The 22,193-nt window shown below is 75.1% G+C and carries 24 protein-coding genes; 9 read left to right on the forward strand and 15 right to left on the reverse strand.

Translation table 11 applies throughout. The annotated features are described in order from the left end of the window. The 3 genes from KIK08_RS15100 to KIK08_RS15110 form a co-directional block, all read left to right on the forward strand. Positions 1–849 (forward strand): lycopene cyclase family protein (locus KIK08_RS15100; RefSeq protein ID WP_214403774.1); only part of this gene is annotated, 849 nt, incomplete at its 5' end. Between the two features lie 326 nt (positions 850–1,175). Continuing rightward, the gene (locus KIK08_RS15105; protein ID WP_214403775.1) at positions 1,176–1,556 is read left to right on the forward strand and encodes a DUF7793 family protein; all 381 of its coding nucleotides are present in this window, start codon (positions 1,176–1,178) and stop codon (positions 1,554–1,556) included. After that, positions 1,537–3,171: a putative bifunctional diguanylate cyclase/phosphodiesterase gene (locus tag KIK08_RS15110; RefSeq protein WP_214403776.1), complete on the forward strand. Its 1,635-nt coding sequence runs from the start codon at positions 1,537–1,539 to the stop codon at positions 3,169–3,171. The genes KIK08_RS15105 and KIK08_RS15110 overlap by 20 nt, the downstream gene beginning before the upstream one ends. Here KIK08_RS15110 and KIK08_RS15115 read toward each other — a convergent pair. Both KIK08_RS15115 and KIK08_RS15120 read right to left on the reverse strand, forming a co-directional pair. After that, the gene (locus tag KIK08_RS15115) at positions 3,096–4,343 is read right to left on the reverse strand and encodes an FAD-dependent oxidoreductase (protein WP_214403777.1); all 1,248 of its coding nucleotides are present in this window, start codon (positions 4,341–4,343) and stop codon (positions 3,096–3,098) included. The two genes, KIK08_RS15110 and KIK08_RS15115, sit on opposite strands and share 76 nt — an antisense overlap. Then, a complete protein-coding gene (locus KIK08_RS15120; RefSeq protein ID WP_214403778.1) occupies positions 4,340–4,804 on the reverse strand; it encodes a nitroreductase/quinone reductase family protein in 465 nt (154 codons plus the stop codon). Before KIK08_RS15120 ends, KIK08_RS15115 begins: the two co-directional genes overlap by 4 nt. A 73-nt stretch (positions 4,805–4,877) precedes the next feature. Here KIK08_RS15120 and KIK08_RS15125 point away from each other — a divergent pair, with 73 nt between their 5' ends. After that, a complete protein-coding gene (locus KIK08_RS15125) occupies positions 4,878–5,408 on the forward strand; it encodes a MarR family winged helix-turn-helix transcriptional regulator (RefSeq protein WP_214403779.1) in 531 nt (176 codons plus the stop codon). A gap of 19 nt (positions 5,409–5,427) precedes the next feature. Here the strand turns inward: KIK08_RS15125 and KIK08_RS15130 are convergent, their stop codons facing one another. The 3 genes from KIK08_RS15130 to KIK08_RS15140 all read right to left on the reverse strand — a co-directional run bounded on the left by KIK08_RS15130 (position 5,428) and on the right by KIK08_RS15140 (position 8,486). Beyond that, the gene (locus tag KIK08_RS15130; RefSeq protein ID WP_214403780.1) at positions 5,428–5,604 is read right to left on the reverse strand and encodes a hypothetical protein; all 177 of its coding nucleotides are present in this window, start codon (positions 5,602–5,604) and stop codon (positions 5,428–5,430) included. A 294-nt stretch (positions 5,605–5,898) separates the two neighbouring features. After that, positions 5,899–7,848 carry an acyl-CoA dehydrogenase family protein gene (locus tag KIK08_RS15135; RefSeq protein ID WP_214403781.1) on the reverse strand — a complete coding sequence of 650 codons (1,950 nt, stop codon included), beginning with the start codon at positions 7,846–7,848 and terminating at the stop codon, positions 5,899–5,901. Next, positions 7,845–8,486 carry a TetR family transcriptional regulator gene (locus KIK08_RS15140; protein WP_308257648.1) on the reverse strand — a complete coding sequence of 214 codons (642 nt, stop codon included), beginning with the start codon at positions 8,484–8,486 and terminating at the stop codon, positions 7,845–7,847. The genes KIK08_RS15135 and KIK08_RS15140 overlap by 4 nt, the downstream gene beginning before the upstream one ends. Before the next feature lie 69 nt (positions 8,487–8,555). Here KIK08_RS15140 and KIK08_RS15145 point away from each other — a divergent pair, with 69 nt between their 5' ends. From KIK08_RS15145 to KIK08_RS15155, 3 genes are read left to right on the forward strand one after another with little or no spacing between them, the layout of a single operon-like run. Next, positions 8,556–9,866, forward strand: coding sequence for an acetyl-CoA C-acetyltransferase (locus KIK08_RS15145; RefSeq protein WP_214403782.1), 1,311 nt, complete (start codon positions 8,556–8,558; stop codon positions 9,864–9,866). Continuing rightward, positions 9,863–10,201, forward strand: coding sequence for a hypothetical protein (locus tag KIK08_RS15150; protein ID WP_214403783.1), 339 nt, complete (start codon positions 9,863–9,865; stop codon positions 10,199–10,201). Before KIK08_RS15145 ends, KIK08_RS15150 begins: the two co-directional genes overlap by 4 nt. After that, the gene (locus KIK08_RS15155) at positions 10,201–11,028 is read left to right on the forward strand and encodes a MaoC/PaaZ C-terminal domain-containing protein (RefSeq protein WP_214403784.1); all 828 of its coding nucleotides are present in this window, start codon (positions 10,201–10,203) and stop codon (positions 11,026–11,028) included. The genes KIK08_RS15150 and KIK08_RS15155 overlap by 1 nt, the downstream gene beginning before the upstream one ends. 9 nt (positions 11,029–11,037) lie before the next feature. On the opposite strand, the gene KIK08_RS15160 is transcribed toward KIK08_RS15155, so the two are convergent. After that, positions 11,038–11,178 (reverse strand): hypothetical protein, encoded by a 141-nt coding sequence (locus KIK08_RS15160; protein WP_214403785.1) that lies wholly within the window; start codon positions 11,176–11,178, stop codon positions 11,038–11,040. A gap of 36 nt (positions 11,179–11,214) precedes the next feature. On the opposite strand from KIK08_RS15160, the gene KIK08_RS15165 reads away from it, so the two are divergent. Next, positions 11,215–11,991: an SDR family oxidoreductase gene (locus KIK08_RS15165; RefSeq protein ID WP_308257649.1), complete on the forward strand. Its 777-nt coding sequence runs from the start codon at positions 11,215–11,217 to the stop codon at positions 11,989–11,991. A gap of 98 nt (positions 11,992–12,089) precedes the next feature. Here the strand turns inward: KIK08_RS15165 and KIK08_RS15170 are convergent, their stop codons facing one another. From KIK08_RS15170 to KIK08_RS15185, 4 genes are all read right to left on the reverse strand, one after another. Then, positions 12,090–13,613 (reverse strand): catalase, encoded by a 1,524-nt coding sequence (locus KIK08_RS15170; RefSeq protein ID WP_214403786.1) that lies wholly within the window; start codon positions 13,611–13,613, stop codon positions 12,090–12,092. A gap of 82 nt (positions 13,614–13,695) precedes the next feature. Continuing rightward, positions 13,696–14,715: an alanine racemase gene (locus KIK08_RS15175; RefSeq protein WP_214403787.1), complete on the reverse strand. Its 1,020-nt coding sequence runs from the start codon at positions 14,713–14,715 to the stop codon at positions 13,696–13,698. Further along, on the reverse strand, positions 14,712–16,004 hold the full coding sequence (locus KIK08_RS15180; RefSeq protein WP_214403788.1) for a D-arabinono-1,4-lactone oxidase: 1,293 nt from the start codon (positions 16,002–16,004) through the stop codon (positions 14,712–14,714). Before KIK08_RS15180 ends, KIK08_RS15175 begins: the two co-directional genes overlap by 4 nt. Next, entirely contained in the window at positions 16,005–17,513 is a 1,509-nt protein-coding gene (locus tag KIK08_RS15185; protein ID WP_214403789.1) for an APC family permease, read from the reverse strand. It lies immediately after the preceding gene. A 230-nt stretch (positions 17,514–17,743) separates the two neighbouring features. Here KIK08_RS15185 and KIK08_RS15190 point away from each other — a divergent pair, with 230 nt between their 5' ends. Continuing rightward, positions 17,744–18,343 carry a TetR/AcrR family transcriptional regulator gene (locus KIK08_RS15190; protein ID WP_214403790.1) on the forward strand — a complete coding sequence of 200 codons (600 nt, stop codon included), beginning with the start codon at positions 17,744–17,746 and terminating at the stop codon, positions 18,341–18,343. A 326-nt stretch (positions 18,344–18,669) separates the two neighbouring features. Here the strand turns inward: KIK08_RS15190 and KIK08_RS15195 are convergent, their stop codons facing one another. The 5 genes from KIK08_RS15195 to KIK08_RS15215 form a co-directional block, all read right to left on the reverse strand. Continuing rightward, complete coding sequence (locus KIK08_RS15195) at positions 18,670–19,503, reverse strand: class I SAM-dependent methyltransferase (RefSeq protein WP_214403791.1); 834 nt, start codon at positions 19,501–19,503, stop codon at positions 18,670–18,672. A 49-nt stretch (positions 19,504–19,552) separates the two neighbouring features. Next, positions 19,553–20,050, reverse strand: a complete 498-nt coding sequence (locus tag KIK08_RS15200; protein WP_214403792.1) for an MSMEG_6728 family protein — start codon at positions 20,048–20,050, stop codon at positions 19,553–19,555. 3 nt (positions 20,051–20,053) lie between these two features. Continuing rightward, positions 20,054–20,755 (reverse strand): YsnF/AvaK domain-containing protein, encoded by a 702-nt coding sequence (locus KIK08_RS41735; protein WP_214403793.1) that lies wholly within the window; start codon positions 20,753–20,755, stop codon positions 20,054–20,056. Positions 20,756–20,825: 70 nt separating this feature from the next. Further along, positions 20,826–21,218, reverse strand: coding sequence for a hypothetical protein (locus KIK08_RS15210; RefSeq protein ID WP_214403794.1), 393 nt, complete (start codon positions 21,216–21,218; stop codon positions 20,826–20,828). Positions 21,219–21,262: 44 nt separating this feature from the next. Then, positions 21,263–22,171 carry a hypothetical protein gene (locus tag KIK08_RS15215; protein ID WP_214403795.1) on the reverse strand — a complete coding sequence of 303 codons (909 nt, stop codon included), beginning with the start codon at positions 22,169–22,171 and terminating at the stop codon, positions 21,263–21,265. Positions 22,172–22,193 lie beyond the last annotated feature (22 nt).

The raw sequence follows: 22,193 nt of genomic DNA on the forward strand, positions 1-22,193 counted from the left end.
CGCGCCGGCGTGGTCGTCGACGCCGGGGGTGCCGGGCAGCCGCTGCGCAGACCGGCCGGCCGGGTGGTGACCGCCGACCAGACCGCGTACGGCGTGGTCGTGCCGGCGGAGGCGGCCGCACCGCTGGTGGCGCCGGGCGAGGCGCTGTTCATGGACTGGCGGCCCGACCACGGCCGGGGTGGCTGGCCGAGCTTCCTGTACGGGGTGCCGCTGGACGGGTCGCGGGTGCTGCTGGAGGAGACGTCGCTGGCCCGCCGGCCCGGGCTCGGGCTGCCCGAGCTGCGCGAGCGGCTGCACGCGCGCCTGGCCCACCACGGCGTGCCGGTCGCGGCCGACGCCGAGGTCGAGCGGGTGCGGTTCCCGGTGGACGTCGGGCGCCACCGCGGCGCGGGGGTGCTCGGGTTCGGCGCCGCGGCCCCGCTGGTGCACCCGGCCAGCGGGTTCAGCGTGGCCGGCGCGCTGGCACTGGCCCCCCGGGTGGCCGGGGCACTGGCCGGGCACCTGCCCGACCACCCCGACCGGGCCCTCGCCGCGGCCCGCGCCGTCGTGTGGCCGGCCGGGGCGCGGGCGGTGCACCGGTTCCGCCGGATCGGGCTGGAGGCGCTGCTGCGGATGCCGCCCGCGGACGTACCGGTCTTCTTCGAGCGCTTCTTCGCGCTGCCCGAGCACCACCGCTGGAACTACCTGACCGCCCGCGAGGACCTGCGCGCCACCGCGGCCACGATGACCGCCCTGTTCGCCCGGGCCGAGTGGCGGCTGCGGCTGCGGCTCGTGCTGCCCGCCCTGCTGCCGCCCGCGGCACCGTTGGAGCCCCCGCTGCCTCCGCGGCCGACCAGCCTGTCCCGCTAGACCGGGCCGCCGGTGGGGTCTGGTGTCTGGTGGCCTCCGGCGTTCGTGAGGGGCCGGTGATCCGGTCGTCTCGCAGCGTTGGGTGGGTCTTCGCAGCCCGCCGGCGCGCTGCGACAACCCAGCCAGCGCTGCGACACCCACCCGGCGCTGCGAGGACGCGGGGGAGCCGCGCTCGCTCTGGGTGCAGGCGGGCGGGGCGGCGGTGCGGTCGGCGGCCGCCGATCCGCGGTCGGGCCAGGCCGCCTGGGCAGTTCGGCGGAGCCTGATGTGCTGACTTTGCCACTCAGCGGCCTCCGTCCGGAGTCGGCACGGCTAGGGTCGTTCCCGTGGAGGACGCGGAGCGCGAACGCGCTGTGACGTTGCGCGTCGAGCACGGCGGCTACGTCCGCTGCGATTGGCGGCGCGGCACCCGGATCACCGGTGAGCTGGCCCGGGCCGCCATCAAACGCCTCGACGAGCTCGCCGACGGGCGCAAGCGCCCGCTGCTGGTCGACATGCGCGGTACCGCCAGCCTGACCCGCGAGGGCCGGCAGGCGTTCGCCGAGGAATGCTCGGCGTCGAGAATCGCGCTGCTCGGCGAGTCGGCGGTCGACCGGGTGATCGCCAACTTCACGCTCAGCGTGATCGTGATGGCCATGCCGACCCGGTACTTCACCTCCGAGCCCGCGGCGCTGGCGTGGTTGATCGGTGACGACGCCCCCGCCTGAGGCCTCCGACGACGCCGACACCCGCCTCGACCAGCTGGTCGGGCTGGTCGTGGCGCTCGCATCGGGCAACCTCGGCGCCCGCATGGAGCCCTCGCCGGCCAACGACCGGATCGACGCGGTCACCGTCGGGCTCACCATGCTGGCCGAGGAGCTGCAGGTGCTCACCGAGGACATGGAGCTGCGCGTCGCGGAACGAACACGCCAGGTCGCCGACGCCCACCGCCAGCTGGAGCGCCTGGCCCTCTACGACCAGCTGACCGGACTGGCCAACCGCACCCTGCTGACCGCCCGGCTCGACCGCGCCGTGGCCCGCGCCGAGCGCCGGGGCGGGCCGCCCGCCGTGCTGGTGCTCGACCTCGACGGGTTCAAGGTCGTCAACGACAGCTTCGGCCACGGCGTGGGCGACCTCCTGCTGATCGAGGTGGCCGACCGGCTGCGCGGCATCGTGCGCGACATCGACACGGTCGCCCGCCTCGGCGGCGACGAGTTCGCCGTGGTGATCTCGCACGCCACCCTGGACCAGGTCGTCGAGGTGGCCACCCGCATCCAGCAGGCGCTGGCGCGCCCGGTGCAGGCCGGTGCGCAGCAGTGCTGGGTCGGCACCAGCATCGGCATCCGGCTGGCCGAGCCGAACCTGTCGGCGGAGACCCTGCTGCGCGACGCCGACACCGCGATGTACGTGGCCAAGGGCCGCGGCCGCGGCGGGATCGAGTTCTTCGAGTCCGCGATGCACGCCACGGCGCTGCGCCGGGTCCGGGTGGCAGAGGAGCTGCGCGCCGCCATCGCCGACGGCCAGCTGCAGATGCGCTACCAGCCGATCGTCGAGTTGTCCGGCGGGCGGATCGCCGGGGTCGAGGCGCTGGTGCGCTGGCAGCACCCGGTGCGCGGGCTGCTGACCCCCGACCAGTTCATCTCCGTCGCCGAGGACACCGGGCTGGTGGTCCCGCTGGACGCGTGGGTGCTCGACACCGCGATCGCGCAGGCGGCGAAGTGGCGCTCGACGGTGCTGGGCACGAGCGACTTCGGCATGCACGTCAACATCTCGCCGCTGGAGCTGCGCTCCCCCGCGTTCGCCGACGACGTCCTGGAGCGGCTGGGCCGCAGCGGCGCCGTGGCCGGCGACCTGATGCTGGAGGTCACCGAGACCCAGCTGATGGGCGAGGACGCGCAGACCGCGCGGGCCCTGGAGAAGCTGCGCGCCGCCGGGGTCGGCGTCGCCATCGACGACTTCGGCTCGGGCTACTCCTCGATGGGCTACATGCGCCGCCAGTTCGTCGACGTCATCAAGATCGACCGGTCGTTGATCGCCGAGCTGGACAGCGACCCGCAGCAGCACCGGGTCGCCGCGGCGATCCTCGGGCTGGTGGACGCGTTCGGGCTGACCGCCGTCGCCGAGGGCGTGGAGACCCCCGCCCAGGCGGCCCGGCTGCACGCGCTGGGCTGCCGCTTCGGGCAGGGCTTCCTGTGGGGGCGCCCGGTCCGCGCCCGCACGATGACCGACCTGCTGCGCCGCTCGATCGACGCGCCGGGGGGCCGGGTTCAGCGCCCGGTCCGCCCCGGGACCGGCAGGTCGTCGACGATGCCCGGGTCGAGCGCGGGCGGGCGGGGGCCGTAGGCGTTGGAGCGGGCCGAGCGCCGCTGCACCGCCGGCAGCGCGAGCAGCGGGCGCAGGAACCGCGGCGGCGCGACGACCCGGCCGCGTTCGCGGGCGCGGGCCAGCGACCGCTCGGTGCGGACCTGGTCGGCCTGCACCTGCGCGATCGCCGGCGCGCGCTCGGCCTCGACGCGGGCGAGGTCGGCGTCCTCCACCGCGCCGCGGCGCAGCGCGGGCACGAGGGCGTTCGCCGCGGTGACGGCGTCCTGCACGGCCATCAGGATGCCGTTGCCGCCGACCGGGGAGATCACGTGCGCGGCGTCGCCGATGAGCAGCAGGCCGGGGCGGTGCCAGCGCGAGACGGCGGAGATGTCGACCGACAGCAGGCTGGTCTGGTTGAAGTCGGTGAGCAGGCCGGCCCGGTCGGCCAGCCACGGCACGTGGGTGCGCAGGAAGTCCTGCACGACCTCGACGCCGGCCTCGCGGGCCGCGGCGTATCCGCCCTTGGGGATGCCCAGGCCGATCCGCCAGTGGTCGGCCGCGCCGAGCATCCCGACGTAGCGCCCCGGCCCGCAGTAGAGGTCCAGGTCGGCTTCGGCGGGGTCGGCGGGCAGCCGCGGCAGCCGGAACCAGATCAGGTCGGTGGTGGCGCCCAGGCTGGTGGTCGGCAGGTCGGCGAGGCGGCGCACGGTCGAGTAACGCCCGTCGGCGCCGACGACCAGCGACGTGGCCAGCTCGGCCTCCCCGTCGCCGTCGCGGTAGCGCACGCCCCGCACCCGGCCGTCCGGTCCGGTCAGCAGCCCGGTGACCTTGGTGGAGGTGCGCAGCCGGAAGCCGGGGAACTCCGCGGCCCGGCGCACCAGGAAGTCGATCAGCAGCGCCTGCGGCATGATCGCGACGTAGTTGAACGGGGTGCGCAGGCGCGCGTAGCTGGCCGCGGTGACCACGCCGTGCGGGGTGTGGAAGCGGAAGCCGTCGGCCTTGCGGTGCGGGAGGCGCAGCACCTCGTCGGCCAGGCCGAGCTGGTCGAGCAGCTCCATCGTGTACGGGTGCAGCGAGTCGCCGCGGTACTCGCGCTCGAAGTCGGCCCGCGACTCGAACAGCGTCACCGCGACGCCCGCCCGGGCCAGCAGGTACCCCAGCAGGGCGCCGCCGGGCCCGCCGCCGACGACGGCGACCGGGTCGGCGCTCATGCCGGGGCTCCGGTGACCTCGAAGACGGCCATCCGGTCGAGGACGGCTTCGACCTCCTCGATGGGCGCGTCGTCGCCGAACGGGAACGCGGCCCGCACCGGACCGGTCGTGGCCGCCGCGTACGCGGCGACGACCCGGGCCGCGGGGCGCCCGTCGGTGCGGGTGACGGCGATCTCCTCGACGTCGCCGCCCGCCCCGCCCTCGATGCCGCCGTGCGGGTGCGCGTCGAGGTTGGCCACCCAGTCGCGGCGGGCGTCGGGGGCGACCAGGTAGCGGCGTCCGTCGTGGTGGACGACGGCCAGCGGCGTCGACCGCTGCTGGCCGGAGGCGCGTCCGGTGGTGTGCAGCACCCGCAGCTCGTAGGTGTCGGCGACGAGCGGGGGCGGTGCCCCGCCGCGCAGCCGTTCGACCATCGCCCGGTTCATCTCCCGGAACCGGGCGGCATCCGCACCTCTGGTCATGCTGTGCTCCACATCGCTGGAAATCGGGCAGTTCGCTAGACAGTCTAGCTACTTCTGTGACTAAGGTGGCGTCATGTCCTCGTCGCAGACGCCTGACGGCATCGCGCTCGACACCGGCGTCGGCACGAACGGCACCACGCACGCCACCACGGACGGCGGGCCGGACGTCGCGAACGCGCTGCGGGTGCTGCTGTCCCGCACCCACGACGTCGAGGCGGCGCTCGCGCGCCGGCTCGGCCTGGGCGTCAGCGACGTCATCGCGCTGCAGCACCTGGTCGACGGCGCCGCCCTGGGTCCCGTCGACCTCGCCCACCTGCTGCGCATGCGCTCGGCCTCGGCCACCGCGCTGGTCGACCGGCTGCAGTCGGCCGGGCACGTGCGCCGCGTCCGCCACCCCACCGACGGCCGCCGCGTCGTGCTCGCGCTCACCGACAGCGCCCGCGCCGAGGCCGGCGCCGCCCTCGCCCCGATGCTCGGCGCGCTCGGCGCGGTGATCGCCGACTTCACCCCCGACGAGCAGCGCAGCATCGCCCGCTTCCTGCACCGGGCGACCGAGGCCATGACGGCGTTCGCCGCCGACCCGCCGGCCCCGGACGTCGGGTAGCAGCGCTGGACGACGCGGGTCAGCGCGCACGGGCGTTGCCGTCATCGCACCTCGAGCCCACCCACCAACGCACCGAGCGCACGGACGTGGCCGGCCGACCGAGCACCGCCTCCAGCGTCGGGTCGGTGACGGCGAACTCGCCCCGCCGCGCCGCCCGGAACATGCCCAGCGTGAACTCGGCCGCGTCCGCCGGCATCCCCCGTCCGATCACGCGGGCCTTCCACTCCTCGTCGTCGACGACGACCCGTGTGACGGGGCGACCGGTGCTGTCTCCGAGAACACCCCGTGGCCGCTTCGCGGCCGGGTGGGGGCGGGGTGGGTGTCCTCGCAGCGCCGGGTGTGTGCCGCAGCGCTGGCTGGGTCGTCGCAGCGCGCCGGCGGGCTGCGAAGGCACCGCTGGGTCTGCGAGGAGCCTGAATCACATGATCGACTGGGCCGGGAGGTCGACTGTGCACACCCGGTGGCCGGCCGCCTCCAGGTCCGTCGACGCTCAGCCCACCGCCGCGAGGTCGTCGGCGAGGGCGTCGCCGTCGCGCTGGGCCTCGGCATCGGCGCCCAGCATCGCCGCGGCCAGCCACGGCTCGGGGATGCCGAAGCCGTCGACGAGCGCCCCGGCGTGCGGGCGCAGCTCGGCGCACAGGGCGTTGACCGCGGTGGTGAGCGTCTTGGCCCGGCCGGCGGTGAGGTAGCCGTGCTCGACGAACCACGCCCGGTCGGCCTCCAGGCGCGTCAGCGCGTGCAGCGAGCAGAGCCGGTCCAGGACCGCGCGCGCCGCCGGGTCCTCGGTGCGCTCGACGGCGGCGGCGAACGCGTCGAGCACCAGCCGGTCGACGTAGGCCCGCGCGGCCTGCAGCAGGTGGTCCTGGGCGCCGTTGAACACCGCGAACCGGTCGGCGCCGGGTGCCAGCGCCTTGCGCATCCGCCGGGCGGCGCCGGCGAGCAGGTGCTCCTCGCAGGCCCGCAGCAGTCGCCGCTGGTGGGCGCGCTCGCGCAGGTCGCCGCGGCTGAGCAGGGTGCGCAGCCCGGTCCGCTCGGCGACGGTGTCGACGGCCAGCCCGGCGGCGAAGCCGACCTTGCGGACCGGGTCGAGGCGGCCGACCCGGCGGGCGTAGTCCGACAGCAGCGTCTTGGCCACCAGCTGCAGCAGGACGGTGTTGTCGCCCTCGAACGTGGTGAAGACGTCGGTGTCGGCCTTGAGCTGGGGCAGCTGGTTCTCGGCGAGGTAGCCGGCGCCGCCGCAGGCCTCCCGGCAGGTCTGGATGGTCGCCGTGGCGTGCCACGTGCCGACCGCCTTGATCCCGGCGGCGCGGGTCTCCAGGTCGCGCTGGGCCGCCTCGTCCGGCTGGTCCCCGTCGGGGGCCTGCAGGTCGTGCATGCGCTCGACCAGGTCCTCCTGGGCGAACTGCAGGGCGTAGGTGGTGGCCAGCGCCGGCAGCAGCTTGCGCTGGTGCACGAGGTAGTCCAGCAGGACGACCTCGTCGCCGGTGGTCGGGTCGGTGAACTGGCGGCGCAGCTCGCCGTAGCGCACCGCGAGCGCGAGCGCCTTCTGGGTGGCCGCGCCGGCGCCGCCCGCGACGCTGATCCGCCCGCGCACGAGCGTGCCGAGCATCGTGAAGAACCGCCGCGTGCCGCCGGTGATGGGGCTGGAGTACGTGCCGTCCGCGGCGACCTGGCCGTAGCGGTCGAGCAGGTTCTCCCGCGGCACCCGCACGGAGTCGAACACGATCCGGCCGTTGTCGACGCCGTTGAGCCCGGCCTTGCGCCCGCAGTCGGAGATCGTGACGCCGGGCAGCGCGGCGCCGGCCCCGTCGCGGATCGGGACGAGCAGGGCGTGCACGCCGTGGTTCTCCCCCCGGGTGACCAGCTGGGCGAACACCACGGCCAGCCGGCCGTCGCGGGCGGCGTTGCCGATGTAGTCCTTGCGGGCGGCCGCGTCCGGGGTGTGCACGACGAACTCGCCGGCGTCCGGGTCGTAGGTGGCGGTGGTGCGCAGGTTCGCCACGTCGGAGCCGTGCCCGGTCTCGGTCATCGCGAAGCAGCCCGGCAGCGCGCCGGTGATGATCTGCTCCAGGTACCGGGCGTGGTGGCGCTCGGTACCCAGCGCCTGCACGGCCCCGCCGAACAGCCCCCACTGCACGCCCGCCTTGACCAGCAGCGACAGGTCGCCGTAGCCGAGCATCTGGAAGCCGGTCACGACACCGCCGACGTCGCCGCGCCCGCCGCGGGCCTCGTCGAAGCCGGTGCGGGGGCGCCCGCTGTCGGCGATCAGCCGCATCCCGTGCGCGACGCGGTCGCGGTGCTGCTCGGTGGTCAGGTCGGGGTCGGGCAGCAGGCGCTGCTCCCCCAGCTGCGCGCGGACCTCCTGGCGGACCTCCGCCCAGCGCCCGTCCAGGGCGCGGCGGAGGGCGGTGGCCAGTGCGGTGGCATCGGGAGCGCTCATGCGGTCACTTCCTTCGGTCGGGGGAGCACGCCGGACAGGCCGGCCCATGCGAGGTCGGTGAGGTGGGTGGCGAGCTGGTCACGGGTCATGCCGTCGGGCCGGGCGAGCCAGTTGTCGGTGGCCGCGTGCACCAGGCCGACCAGACCATGACCCCACGGGGCGGCCGCGCCGGTGTCACGACCGTGGGTCGCCAGGTGCGCCGCGATGACGACGGCGGCCTCGGCGCCGATGCGCGAGATCAGGTCGCCGACCGGGTCGCCGCCCCGGCCGCCCGGTTCGCGGTCGAGCAGCGGGCGGTGCACCACGAACCGGTAGACCTCGGGGTCGGCCTCGACCAGCCGCAGGTACTCGGCGATGGCGGCGGCGGCCATCGCGCGCGAGCCCGTCGCGGAGTCCATGGCCGCACGCACGTGGGCCACCACGGACTCCGCGACGCGCGCGCAGACCGCCGTGTAGAGGTCGGCGCGGTCGGCGAAGTGCCGGTAGACGACGGTCTTGCTGGTGCCCGCGGTGGCCGCCACGTCGTCCATGCCGGCCCCGGCGCCGCGCTCGCGGATGGCGGTGAGCGCGGCGTCGACGAGCGCGGCACGGCGCGCGCTGCGGTGGGCGTCCCAACGGGTACTCCGGCGGTCGGTCACGGTACCGACGGTACCGCGTACTCCGGGTATCAGCTACCGTTGGGTAACTTAGCTCCTCCGGGAGGACCCGTGCCCGACACCCGCAGGGCCGCCGTCATCGGCGGCAACCGCATCCCCTTCGCCCGCGCCGGCGGCGCCTACGCCCGCGCCTCCAACCTCGACATGCTCACCGCCACGCTCGACGGCCTCGCCGCCCGCTTCGGGCTGGCCGGCGAGCGGCTCGGCGAGGTGGCCGGCGGCGCCGTGCTCAAGCACAGCCGCGACCGCGACCTCACCCGCGAGGCCGTGCTGGGCAGCACGCTCTCCCCGTACACCCCCGCCTACGACGTGCAGCAGGCCTGCGGCACCGGGCTGGAGACCGTCGTCGCGGTGGCCAACAAGATCGCGCTCGGCCAGCTCGACAGCGGCATCGCCGCCGGGGTCGACACGGCCAGCGACGCCCCGGTCGGCCTCAACGACGACCTGCGCCGGGTGCTGATGCGCCTGAACAACGCCAGGACGCTCCGCGCCCGGATCGCGGCGCTCGGCGGCCTGCGCCCCGGGCAGGTCGTGCCCGAACTGCCGCGCAACGCCGAGCCGCGCACCGGGCTGTCGATGGGCGAGCACGCGGCGATCACCGCGCGGCAGTGGCGGATCGGCCGGGCGGAGCAGGACGAGCTCGCCGCGGCCAGCCACCGCAACCTCGCCGCCGCCTACGAGCGCGGCTTCTTCGACGACCTCGTCACGCCCTTCCTCGGGCTGACCCGCGACCAGAACCTGCGCCCCGACACCTCGGTCGAGAAGCTGGCGACGCTGAAGCCGGTGTTCGGCGGGCCGGACGGCACCATGACCGCCGGCAACTCGACCCCGCTGACCGACGGCGCCGCGGCCGTGCTGCTCGGCAGCGACGAGTGGGCCGCCGAGCACCGGCTGCCGGTGCTCGCCCACGTCGTGGACGCCGAGGTGGCTGCGGTCGACTTCGTGCACGGCGGCGACGGCCTGCTCACCGCGCCCGTGCACGCGGTGCCGCGGCTGCTCGCCCGCCAGGGCCTGACCCTGCAGGACTTCGACTTCTACGAGATCCACGAGGCGTTCGCGTCCACGGTGCTGGCGACGCTGGCCGCGTGGGAGGACCCGGCGTTCGCGAAGGAGCGGCTGGGCCTCGACGCCCCGCTGGGGGCCGTCGATCGCTCCCGCCTGAACGTCGTCGGCTCGTCGCTGGCCACCGGCCACCCGTTCGCCGCCACCGGCGGGCGGATCGTGGCGACGCTGGCCAAGGCACTGCACGAGAAGGCACTGCACGAGAAGGCACAGCGCGAGAAGGGCACCGGTCGGGGGTTGATCTCGATCTGCGCGGCCGGTGGACAGGGCGTCGTCGCGATCCTGGAGGCAGCGCGGTGACCGACCGGCTGCGTGACCTCTCCCAGCACCCGCTGATCCGCCGCCTCGGCGTGCCGCGCATCCCGGTGCTGCGCCGCTACCGCCCCGGCGCGCCCCTGGTCGACGGCCCGGCGCTGGTCGCGCAGGTCGGCGGGGGCGAGATGGTCGGGGCCGCGGAGACGGTACTCCGGGACGCCGGTCGCCACCCGCGAGGCGGGTGGCGGCTGAGCAGCCTGCGCCAGGGCGGGCTGCCGACCGACGTCGCCGAGACCGTGTCCTGGCTCGTGCACCCGGGGTCCGGTGGGATCACCGGGCAGGTCGTGCGGGTCGACGGGCAGAACCTGCAGGGGGCCTGATGACCGGGCTCGCCCCGCTCTACCTGCGCGCGGCCGTGCGGCCCGGTCGTGGCGACGCGCTGCCCGACCGCGACCTCGTGCGCACCGGCGTGCCCGTCGACCCCGAGCACCTCGCCCGCTACGCCCGGGTCTGCGGGTTCGGGTTCGACGGCGCCCTGCCGGCCACCTACCCCCACGTGCTCGGCCACCCGCTGCAGGTGGCGCTCATGGTCGAGCGGGCGTTCCCGCTGCCGCTGCCCGGCCTGGTGCACGTCCGCAACACGATCACCCAGGAGCGCCCGCTCGCCGTCGGGGAGCGGATCGACCTGCGGGTGCGGGCCGAGCGGCTGGCCGCCCACCCCAAGGGCACCACCGTCGATCTGGTCACCACCGCCCTCGTCGAGGGCGCGCCGGTGTGGCTCGGCCGCAGCACCTACCTCGCCCGCGGTGCCCACCCCTCGGGAGCCGGGGCGCAGGCCGCGGTCTCCTCGCCCCCGGGCGTCGAGGGCGGCGCCCCGGCCGCGGTCTGGCGCGTCGACGCCGGAACGGGCCGGCGGTACGCGGGCGCCTCCGGCGACGTCAACCCCATCCACCTGCACCCGCTGGCCGCCCGCGCCTTCGGCTTCCCGAGGGCCATCGCGCACGGCATGTGGACCGCCGCCCGCGCGCTGGCCGCGCTGCGGGGCCGGCTGTCCCCCGCGTTCACCTACGACGTCGGGTTCGCCGCGCCCCTGCTGCTGCCCTCGACGGTGGAACTCCGCACGCGCGCCGCGGCGCCGGGGTGGGACCTCGACGTCCGCTCGCGGGACGGCAGGGCGCATCTGCGGGCCGCGGTCCGGCCGCGCTGAGGCGCCCGTTCAGCCCTTGTCGTCGGAGGCGCCCTCCGGCGCGCCGACGGCCGGGGACGGGTGCACGCCGCGGTCGGTGACCCAGCCGTAGCCGATCAGCAGGCCGACGGCGACGATCAGGACGAGGACGATGATCCCTACGGCGGTCATGCCGGCATCGTGCCCGTCCCCGCTAGATTCCGCGACGTGGCCCACGACATGTTCGACCTGACCGGCCGGGTCGCCGTCGTCACCGGCGCGCGCCGGGGCATCGGCCTGGCGATCGCCGCGGCGCTGGCGGAGGCGGGCGCCGACGTCATCGCGGCCAGCGCCGGGCAGGAGCCCGCCGGGGGTGACGTCGCGAACAGCGAGGTCGAACGCCGGGTCCGGGCGGCCGGGCGCTCCTTCCGGGGCCACCGCGTCGACTTCGCCGACCGCGCCGCCGTCACCGCCTTCGCCGCCGACCTGGCCGACACCCCGGTCGACATCCTGGTGAACAACGCCGGCACCGTGCGGCGCTCCCCCGCCGCCGAGCACTCCGACGCCGACTTCGACCACGTGCTCGCGGTCAACCTGTCCAGCCAGTTCGTGCTGGCCCGCGAGATCGGGCGGCGGATGCTGGAGCGCGGCTACGGCAAGATCGTGTTCACCGCGTCGCTGCTGAGCTTCCAGGGCGGGGTGACCATCCCCGGCTACGCGGCGGCGAAGTCGGGCGTCGCCGGGCTGACCCGGGCCCTGGCCAACGAGTGGGCGGGGCGCGGGGTCAACGTCAACGCCATCGTCCCCGGCTACATCCGCACCGACAACACCCAGGCACTGCAGGACGACCCCCAGCGCCACGCGGCCATCCTCGACCGCATCCCGGCCGGCCGCTGGGGCCGCCCCGAGGACATCGCCGGCGCCGCCGTCTTCCTGGCCTCGTCCGCGTCGGACTACGTGCACGGCACGCTGCTGGCGGTCGACGGCGGCTGGCTGGGCCGCTGACGCGGCCCGCCCCGCCCACCCGTGAGTTCAGGAAAGCCACGATGCTGCCCTCTGAGGGCAGCATCGTGGCTTTCCTGAACCAGGGCGGCGGGACGGGGTCAGGCCTTGGCCTGGGCGGCGTCACGAGCTGGGTTGGCCTGGTCGGGGGCCTTCGGGTCGGTCTCGGCCGCCTTCTCGCGGACCCCGGCCTCGATCCGGTCGCCGAGGTCCTTGTCGACGTTGCGCCAGTACTGGAACGCGCGCGCCAGGATCGGCTCGGACACCCCGTTGAGCAGGTGCCCGACCACGTTGTCCACCAGCCGCCCGCGGGCGCCCTCGTCGAGGACCTCGCGGACCAGCGTCCCGGCCTGGCCCCAGTCGTCGTCCTCCGGGTGGTCGACGTACGCCGAGCGCATGATCGTCCCGTCGGCCTGCCAGCTCGGCACCTGCCCGTAGCGCGACGCGTCCGCGACCGGCCCGCCGTAGGAGTTCGGCGCGTACACCGGGTCGGCGACCTTCTGCACCCGCATCGCGCCGTCCTTGGAGTAGGAGTGCACCGGGCAGGTGGGGGCGTTCACCGGGATCTGCTGGTAGTTCGCGCCGAGCCGGTAGCGGTGCGCGTCGGCGTAGGAGAACAGCCGGGCCAGCAGCATCCGGTCCGGCGACGGCCCGATGCCGGGCACCAGGTTGTTGGGCTGGAACGCCAGCTGCTCGATCTCGGTGTGGTTGTCGGTCGGGTTGCGGTCCAGCGTCATCCGCCCGACCTCGACCAGCGGGTAGTCGCCGTGCGGCCACACCTTGGTCAGGTCGAACGGGTTGAACCGGTAGCCCGGCGCGTCGGCGTAGGGCATGACCTGCACGTACAGCGTCCAGCTCGGGTGCTCGCCGTCGCGGATGTGCTCGAACAGGTCGCGCGTGTGGTAGTCGGTGTCGATCGCGGCCATCTGGTCGGCCTCGTCCTGGGTGAACGTCTCGACGCCCTGGTCGGTCTTGACGTGGTACTTGACCCAGAACTGCTCGCCCGCGGCGTTGATCCAGGAGTAGGTGTGGGAGGTGTAGCCGTTCATGTGCCGCCAGGTGCGTGGGATGCCCCGGTCGCCCATCAGCCAGGTCACCTGGTGCGCCGACTCCGGCGACAGCGTCCAGAAGTCCCACTGCATGTCGTGGTCGCGCAGGTTGTTGTCGGCGCGGCGCTTCTGGGAGCGGATGAAGTGCTGGAACTTCATCGGGTCCTTGACGAAGAAGACCGGCGTGTTGTTGCCGACCATGTCGTAGTTGCCCTCGGCGGTGTAGAACTTCACCGCGAAGCCGCGCGGGTCGCGCCAGGTGTCGGGGCTGCCCCGCTCCCCCGCCACGGTGGAGAACCGCACCGCCAGCTCCGTGGTCGCGCCGGGCTGGAAGAGCGCCGCCTTCGTGTACCCGCTGACGTCGCCGGTGACCTCGAACCGGCCGAACGCGCCGCTGCCCTTGGCGTGTGGCTGGCGCTCCGGGATGCGCTCCCGGTTGAACTGCGCCATCTGCTCGATGAGGTAGCTGTCCTGCAGCAGCAGCGGGCCGCCGGGCCCGACGGTCAGCGAGTGCTCGTCGCTCTCGATCGGGATGCCGGCGTCGGTGGTGGTGGGTGGGACGTGCGCGTCGGTCACGGTCCTGGCCTCCTCGCCTGGGTCGTCGTTACTGGCTGCCCAGGCACCCGCGCCGGCTAAACCCGCCGTCTCAACCTGCGACTCACCAGCCGCGCAGGTCGACCTCCCAGGTGTCGAGCACCTCGTCGCCGCGGACCAGGTGCATCCGCTCGTGCAGGGCGATCGTCGGGTCGACGTGCGCGGGCAGCACGCGGACCCGGTCGCCGACGCCGGGCAGCGCGTCGCCGCCGAAGGTCAGGTGCTCGTCGGAGCAGAACCAGACGGTCGCGTCGGGCACCGTGGGGTTGCCGTGGTCCATGCCCAGCGACTTCAGCCCGATGTCCGCGACCGCCCACGCCGGCATGTCGCCCGCCTTCGCGGTGGCCGACACGACGGTGCCCAGCACGGTCAGGGCCTGCCGGAAGGGCAGCCCGGCCGCCGTGTACGCGGTGTCCATCAGCGCGTAGGAGCCGGCCTGGACCTCGGTGACCCAGGTGTTCATCGCGTAGGTGCCGGTGCCGCCGCCGGAGACGACGTCGCCGCCGACGTCGGCGTGCGCGGCGAGCAGCCTGGCCATGCACTCCTCGGTGAGCCGGGCCCGCTCCGCCGCGTCGGCCAGCATCATCAGGTGGCCCTCGTAGCCCATGACCCCGCGGACCTCGACGCCCGCCGCCCGCGCGCGGTCGGCCAGCCACCCTGCCCGGTCCGGGGCGATCCCGCAGCGCGGCAGGCCGACGTTCACGTCGACGAGCACTTCGCGCACGCCACCGGCCACCGCGGCCGCGAGGGTCTGCTCCGAGTCGACCGCCACGGTGATCCGGGCCCCCGACTCGACCAGCGGCCCGAGCCGGCTCGCGTCCAGCACCTCGTTGGCCAGCAGCAGGTCCTGGCCGAGCCCGGCGGCCACCATGCCCTCGACCTCGCGCACGGTCGCGCAGGTGAAGCCGGTGTGCCCGAGCGCGGCCTGGCGGGCGGCGAGCGCGGTGGTCTTGTGCGCCTTGACGTGCGGGCGCAGCCGCGGGCCGGGCAGCGCCGCCGCCATGTCGGCCAGGTTCGCCTCGAACGCGTCGACGTCGACCAGCAGGGCCGGCGTGACCAGGTCGGCCACGTACTTGGCACTCATCCCATGACCCTCTCCAGGTAGGCGTTGCCGAACCGGCGGTGCGGGTCCAGCTTCTCGCGCAGCGCGACGACGTCGTCGAACGCCGGGTAGTCGGCGCGCAGGTGCTCGGCGGTGCGGGTGTGCAGCTTCCCCCAGTGCGGGCGCCCGCCCAGGGCGACCATCACCGACTCCACGGCCGCGAAGTAGGCCTCGTGCGGCTGGCCGCGGTACACGTGCACGGCCAGGTACGCCGAGTCGCGCCCGTTCGCGGTGGACAGCGAGACGTCGTCGGCCGCGGCGACGCGCACCTCCACCGGGAACATCACCGCCCTGGCGTGGCGCTCGACCGCGGCCCGCAGCCCGGCGAACGCCTCGGGCAGCGCCTCGCGCGGCACGGCGTACTCCATCTCCAGGAACCGCACCCGCCGCGGGCTGGTGAACACCCGGTAGGAGCGGTCGACGTACTCCCCCGCGGCGAACCTGGCGGCCACGAACCGGTTGAGCCGGGGCACCGCGCGCGGCAGCGCCCGACCGACCCGGCACGCCCCCTCGAATCCGATGTTGCCCACCAGTTCGTCGCCCACCCACTCGGCGACCCGCCCGCGCCGGGGCACCTCGTCGTCGGCCGTGCGATTGTTGGCCTTGGTCGCCGCGACGTCGGTGTGCGGGAACCAGTAGAACTCGAAGTGCTCGTTGCCCCCGACCAGCTCGTCGAGCCCGTCCAGCACCCGGTCCAGCGGCTGCGCCGACTCCCGCGCGTGCAGCATGAACGCCGGCACGGCCTGCAGCGTCACCTCGACCAGCACGCCGAACGCGCCCAGCCCGAGCCGGGCCACCCCGAACAGCTCCGGCTCGACCTCGGCCGAGCAGTCGCGCACGGAACCGTCGGCCAGCACGATCCGGCACCCGACGACCTGCGCCGCCAGCCCCGGGAACCGCGCCCCGGTGCCGTGCGTGCCGGTGGAGATCGCGCCGGCGACGGTCTGCGCGTCGATGTCGCCGAGGTTGGGCATCGCCAGGCCGTGGCGCCACAGCACCTCGTTGAGCACCCGCAGCGTCATCCCGGCCGGGACCGTGGCCCGCCGCGCGGCGACGTCGACCCGCACGCCGGTCGGATCGGCCGGCGGCACGATCGCCACCCCGTCGGGCACGCCGACCCCGGTGAACGAGTGCCCCGACCCCAGCGCCTTGACCCGCAGCCCCTCCGCGGCGGCCGTGCGCACGGCGTCGACGACGTCGTCGGTGTCGCGGGCGCGGACCGTCCGGACGGGATCGGTGTACTGGTTGCCGGCCCAGTTCCGCCAGCTCACTCAGGCCTCCTGTGCGGTCGACGGAGTGGTCGAGGTGGACGAGGTGGACGAGCCGATCCCGGCGGTGCCGTCGGCGAAGCGGCGGCGCAGGACGGCGACGTACCAGATGCCGGTGAGCGCGAGGGCGCCCAGCACGACGTAGTCGGCCGAGCGGAACGCCTCGGGCAGGGTGAGCGAGGCGACGACCGCCAGCAGCCACAGCAGCGCCAGCACCGCGATCGGCATCGCCCACACCCCGAGGGTGAACCCGCCCCCGCCGGCGGCCACCAGCGTCCGGCGCCGGGCCAGGTAGCCGCCCAGGGTGAGCAGGTAGACCAGGTAGGGCACCAGCGCGGTGGCCCCGATCAGCACCGCGAACGCGTCGCCGTCGATCGAGCCGTAGGCCAGCAGCACCAGGCACACGCCCAGCGAGGTCAGCAGCGCCGGCACCGGTGTACCGGTGCGCGGGTTGACCGTGCGCAGCGCGGCCGAGAACGGCAGCAGGTTGTCGCGGGCCATCGCGAACAACAGCCGGGAGTTCGCCGCCGCACCCACCACGGCCAGCGCGAACATGGAGAAGATCACGATGATCAGGAAGAGCCCGGTGGCCGCGTCGCCCAGCCAGTACTGCGCGATCACGGCCAGCGGCACCGGCGAGTCCGACACCAGCGCGAGGTCGGGGATGGCCAGGGTGAAGCCGACCAGCGCCAGCATGCCCAGCACCGACGACACCACCACGGACAGGATCATCGCCCGCGGCACCGTGCGGCGCGCGTCCACCGCCTCCTCGGCCAGGTCGGCGGCCGCCTCGAAGCCGACCAGCGTGAACACGCCCACCAGGGACGCACCGACGATCGCGGCGAACAGCGGCTGGTCGGTGACGACGGTGAACAGGAACCCGACCCCGTGCCCGCCGTCGGGTGCGGACGACCCGCCCCGCACCCAGGCGAAGAACACCACCAGGCTGAGCAGCACCGTGCCGATGATCTCGGCGAAGACGGCGACGTTGTTGACCCGCGCGGCCAGCTGCACGCGGATGATGTTGACCAGGTAGGCCACGACCAGCGCCAGCACCGCGATGAACACCAGCAGGCGGCCGTCCTCGGCGTCGAGGCCGAGCACGGTGGCGGTCAGCGGGGCCAGCCCCACCAGCATGATCCCGGGCAGCCCGACCGCGCTGTAGAGGACGCCGAGCGCACCGACGAGGTAGCCGAACTTCGAGCTCACCAGCCGGGCCGCCCACTGGTAGTTGGCCCCGGCCAGCGGCACGTGCCCGGCCAGCTCGGCCAGCACGAGCACCACCAGCAGCTGCCCGACCGCCGCCACCGGCCACAGCCAGATCGCCGCCGGGCCCATCGCCAGCAGGCCGTAGGAGTAGTTGACGAAGATCCCGGTCGTGATCGAGACGATGGAGAAGGCCACCGCGAACAGCGCGAACCGGCGCAGCACGCGGGGGAACTGCTGGGCGTAGCCGAACCCTGCGCCGGGCTGCGCGCCCGGGTCCGGCAACTGCGAGTCGATCTCGGCCATGGCGACCTCCGGCCCGTGGGATGCCGACGATCGTGGGACCTGGGTCATTGTGTGTCAATCGTCTGGGACAAACGACCCAGAACCGCGCTCCGGCTGCGCGATCCACTGCCCGGCACAACTCCCGCTCGGCCTCCGAGCCGCTCACCCCCGATCGCACGGCGCTCTGGGTCGGACGTCTGGGACACTCGACCCGGAACCGCGGGCAGCCGCGGCACCGGAGAGGACGCCCGATGGCCCGGATCCCCGCCCGGGAGCGCCGCCACCAGCTGGTGGCCGCCGCGTTCCGGGTGATCGGCGAGGAGGGCTTCGCCGCGGCCACCACCCGCCGGGTCTGCGCCGAGGCGGGCGCCCCCCTGGCCGCGTTCCACTACTGCTTCGCCTCCAAGGCCGAGCTCCTCTCCGAGCTCACCGCCCACGCCATGGCCGAACTGGAGACCGCCCGCGCCGGTGGCGCCGTCCTGCGCCCCACGGTGGTCGAGTCGCTGCGCGCCACCCTGCGCGGCTACTGGGACACCGTGGAAGCCGACCCCAACCGCGAAGCCGTGCTGACCGCACTCACCCAGCACGCACTCGGCGACCCCTCGCTGGCCGGCGTGGCCCAACGCCAGTACGAGGCCTACCACCGCACCGCACGCACCACCCTCACCGAGATCGCCGAGGGCTGCGGCATCCGCTGGCGGCCACCGGTCGAGCAGCTGGCCAGGATGGTGGTCGTGGTGACCGACGGCGTGACGGTCGCCTGGCTGGTCGACCGCGACAGCACCGCGGCCCTCAACGTGCTCGACGCCTTCGCCGAGCAACTCGCCACCCTGGCCGCCCCCGCCACCTGACGGACCCCGCCCCGGGTAGCGACCTGCCGGTGGGCACGGGCGCCCACCGGACGGCGTGGTCTCGCCCATCTCGCAGACGTCGGGTGGGTCGTCGCAGCGGGGGGTGGGTCGTCGCAGCCCGCCGGCGCGCTGCGAGCACCCAGCCAGCGCTGCGACACACGCCCAGCGCTGCGAGGACACCGCACCCCGCGCTGCAGGGCGCCCCCGCCCGGCCCGCTCGGCCGCGAAGCGGCACTCCACCCCCCGGAAGCCCCTGGTCGATCAGAGGTCGCCCTCCGCGTAGGAGCCGCCGGAGGCAGCCCGCCGCAGGCGCCGGCGGAGGCCCCTCAAGAGCCCGCCGCAGGTCGCCGCACGACAGCCACCATGTGCGTCCCCCCATCACGAACCCCCGGCTCACGACACAACCGCCGCTCCCACGCGAGCAGCACCTCCCACTCGTCGTCGGTGAGCCCGGCGTAGAAGTCCGGGTCGGGGTTGGCGGTGAGGAAGTTCGCCGCCGCCCCCGCGACGACCTCGCCGTGCGCGGCGCACAGGCGCTCCAGCTCGGCCCACCGGAACATGTGCATCTCCTGCCCGTTCGGCTCCCGGTCGAGGTCCCCCGACGCCATCACGCCCTCCACGTAGGCGGCGCCGTGGCGGCGCCGCTCCTCGACCACCCCGGGCAGGAACGCGCGCAGGGTGCCGACGGTCGACATCACGCCGACCAGCACGTGCCCGCCGGGGCGGGTGACGCGCACGAGTTCGGCGAGGGCGTCGTCGGCGCGGTCGCGGACGTAGCTGAGCGGGCCACCGACGCACACGACGACGTCGAAGCTCGCGTCCGGCAGGTGCCCGAGGTCGCAGATGTCGAGCACCTCGCGGGCCACGACGGCGTCCTCGCGGCCGGCCTCGCCGACCCGGCGCCGGTTGGCCTCCAGCTGACCGGGTGAGAGGTCGCCGACGTGCACCCGGGCCCCGAGCCGGGCCAGCTCGACGGTCAGCCGCCCCGGTCCGGCGCCGGCGTCGAGGACCAGGTCGCCCGGCCGGACGTACTCGGCGAGCAGGTCGACGTGCACCGCCACCGACGCGCGCCCGTGCGGGGTGTCGTGCCGGGTCCACTCCTGGTCGCCGTAGTCGTCGAAGAACGCCGCCATGTACTGGGGATCGAACGCGCCGGCCACGGCCCCGACGGTAGGGGCCGGGGGCGTCGAGCCCCACCGGATTGCGCGGTCACCGACGGGCGGCCTTGCGCCGCTCGGCCTCCAGGACCTTCGCGGACCGGACCGGCCACACGTAGGGCAGATCGTCGGGGACGCCGGCGAACAGCGGGCCGTACCAGCCCGGGTCCTTGCGCAGCAGCGCCGAGCGGTGGCTGCGGTGCAGCGCCTCGTCACCCAGCCACGGCGGCAGCGCCCCGGCCGCGGCCAGCTCGGCCTGCGTGCGGACCGCGTCGACGCCGGCCTCCCGCAGGTCGTGGCGGATGCTGGCGGCGCAGGTGTCGCCGAAGCCCCGCGCGAGCCAGGCGTCGACGACCTCCAGGCCGTAGCGGCCCAGCGCCTCCAGGTGCCCGCGCCACATCAGCACGGCCGGGTGGTTCTGCCAGCCGTAGCCGGACACCGTCAGCGCCCGGACCACCTGCAGGGTCTCCACCCGCTGCTTGCCCAGCCGCTTCGTGTCGAGCGCGGCGGCGCTGGCCGCGAAGTCCGGGTGCGGCAGGAACGTCTGCACCGGTCAGCTCCGCGGGTCCTGCAGGTCGAGCTCCTCGCGCCGGACCACGCCCCGCACGACCTCGGGCTCGGTGACGACGTAGCGGATCACCCGCACCCGCTCCACCGGCACGACCTCCTTCGTCACGACGACGCGCTCCTCGTGCCGCACCAGTTCGAGCACCTGCTCGCCGATCGGCGCCGGGTTCTCCTCGGCCGGCAGCCCCGCGCGCTCGCCGGCCGGCACCTCCTCGTGCTCGATGGTGATCTCCTCGCGGGTGACCTCGACGGTGAACGTCCGCTCCTCGGTGACGAGGTGCTTGCGCACGCGCACCCGGCCCGTCACGACGGTGTCGGTCAGGACCCGCAGGCGCTCCTCGTGGCGCACCATCCAGCCCGGTTCCTGGTCGGCCACGAGCGACCGCTGCGCGTAGTGCTCGGCCAGCCGGGCGACGTCGTCGTGCGAGAGGTTCGCGCCCGGCTCGTGGGCCGGCGCCGTGCGCACCCGCTCGGCGTCGTGGGGCACGCGGATCCCGTCGCCGTCGGCGGAGGCCCGATCGAGCGGGACGAGCGCGCTCGCGCCCCCGCCGACATCGACCTCGGCGAACGTGGCCGCGCCCGTCTCCGGGTCGGTGTAGACCGTGGCCACGCGGCCCAGCGGCTCGCCGCCCGCGCCGGACACCGCATAGCCGACCCACGCCCGCGGGTCGGCGCTCGGGCTGCTCACCTGGACGTCCCCTTCCGTCGTCGACGGCGCGGACGCACCGTCGCGACCCGGGTACCCGAACGAGCGGGGCTCAGCCCTCGGTCGGGGTGGCGTTGAGGTCCAGCCACATCCCCAGCAGGTGCAGCACGTCGACCGACACCTGCACCTCGTGGGAGCGGCGGGCGGTGTCGGCCGTGCCGGGCAGCGCGATGCCGCGCCAGTACGGCGGCGGTCCCACCTCGCCGTCCACGTGGATGCGGGTGGGCCCGACCTCGACGTCCAGCACGATCCGGTGCAGCCCGACGATCCCGCCGAACGCCCGCCGCGGCCACACCACGATCGACCCGGCGGTGGGCAGCTGGACCTCGCCGTCGAGCAGGTCGCCGTCCACGCTGAACCGCAGCGGGCCCTCCGCCGTGCGCCGCCAGTGGCCCAGCAGCGGCAGGCTGCGCGCCACCGAGCCCTCCCGGTCGACCCGCAGCACCACGGTGACCTGGTCGCCGGTGGCGACGTCCGCGGGGTCGGCGCCTACCTCGACAGCAACGGCAGCAGCAGCGCGATCACCGCCGCCAGCGCCAGCACCAGCGGGGTCAGCACCGTCCACAGCCGCGACACCGGGCGGCTCGTCGTCCGGGCCGGCATCGGGAGCGTCGCCGAGATCACCGGGCTCGTCCGCGGCGGCGCCGCGGACGGTGCTTTTCCCGCCCCCACCGGCCCCCGCTCGCGGCCGAGCCGGGTCGGACCGGCCACCGCGGTGTCGGGGGCGATGACGGCCAGCGGGCTGGTGTCGTCGAGCAGGGCGGTCAGGTCGGCGGGCGAGCCGACGAGGTTGAGCAGCAGCGCCCGGCCCGGCCTGCGGTCCACCAGCAGCTCGTCCACCCGGCGGACGAACGCGGCCCTGGCCGGCGCCGAGCCCGCGTCGGCGAGCCAGTCGCGCTCCCCGACGTCGGGCGCACCCGACCGAGCCGGATCCGCGGCCGGCAGCGCCCGCACGGCCGCGACCACGCGCCGCCGCACGTCGGCCGGCGCCACCGGCTCGGGCGCGGCCAGCATGCGCTCGACCTCGTCCTCGGGGAAGGCGCCGTCCAGCGCCCGCGTCAGCCCGCCCGACCCGGGACGCGGCCCGCCCTGCTCGGACACCCAGCACCGGACGAGGGTGACGACGGCGGCCGGCTCCACCGCGGGCACACCGACACCGTCCTCCTCGACGACCAGCGTGTAGCGGATCACCGTGCCGACCGCGTCGCGCCGCGCCGACGGGATGCCGCTGAGGTAGGCCCGGTAGCCGGCCCCGTCGGACTCGACGAGCACCGTGGGCCGCTCGAACGCGGTGTGCCCGGCGTACTCGCGCCACCACGGCCGCTCCGGTCCGGCCCCGAGGAAGCCGTAGTCGCGGTGCCGTGGCCGGCCCCGCGTCTGGACGTGGACCGCCGTCACCACCGGGGTCGCCGCCGGTCGG

This window comes from Pseudonocardia lacus, from assembly GCF_018531445.1.
In the GTDB taxonomy this organism is placed as follows: Bacteria; Actinomycetota; Actinomycetes; order Mycobacteriales; family Pseudonocardiaceae; genus Pseudonocardia; species Pseudonocardia lacus.

Bases quoted from the DNA above. Each gene is read 5' to 3' on its own strand.
- KIK08_RS15115 (WP_214403777.1), bottom strand. From the start codon at position 4,343: ATGAGCGCCGACCCGGTCGCCGTCGTCGGCGGCGGGCCCGGCGGCGCC.
- KIK08_RS15120 (WP_214403778.1), bottom strand. From the start codon at position 4,804: ATGACCAGAGGTGCGGATGCCGCCCGGTTCCGGGAGATGAACCGGGCG.
- KIK08_RS15125 (WP_214403779.1), top strand. From the start codon at position 4,878: ATGTCCTCGTCGCAGACGCCTGACGGCATCGCGCTCGACACCGGCGTC.
- KIK08_RS15130 (WP_214403780.1), bottom strand. From the start codon at position 5,604: ATGCCGGCGGACGCGGCCGAGTTCACGCTGGGCATGTTCCGGGCGGCG.
- KIK08_RS15135 (WP_214403781.1), bottom strand. From the start codon at position 7,848: ATGAGCGCTCCCGATGCCACCGCACTGGCCACCGCCCTCCGCCGCGCC.
- KIK08_RS15155 (WP_214403784.1), top strand. From the start codon at position 10,201: ATGACCGGGCTCGCCCCGCTCTACCTGCGCGCGGCCGTGCGGCCCGGT.
- KIK08_RS15160 (WP_214403785.1), bottom strand. From the start codon at position 11,178: ATGACCGCCGTAGGGATCATCGTCCTCGTCCTGATCGTCGCCGTCGGC.
- KIK08_RS15175 (WP_214403787.1), bottom strand. From the start codon at position 14,715: ATGAGTGCCAAGTACGTGGCCGACCTGGTCACGCCGGCCCTGCTGGTC.
- KIK08_RS15185 (WP_214403789.1), bottom strand. From the start codon at position 17,513: ATGGCCGAGATCGACTCGCAGTTGCCGGACCCGGGCGCGCAGCCCGGC.
- KIK08_RS15190 (WP_214403790.1), top strand. From the start codon at position 17,744: ATGGCCCGGATCCCCGCCCGGGAGCGCCGCCACCAGCTGGTGGCCGCC.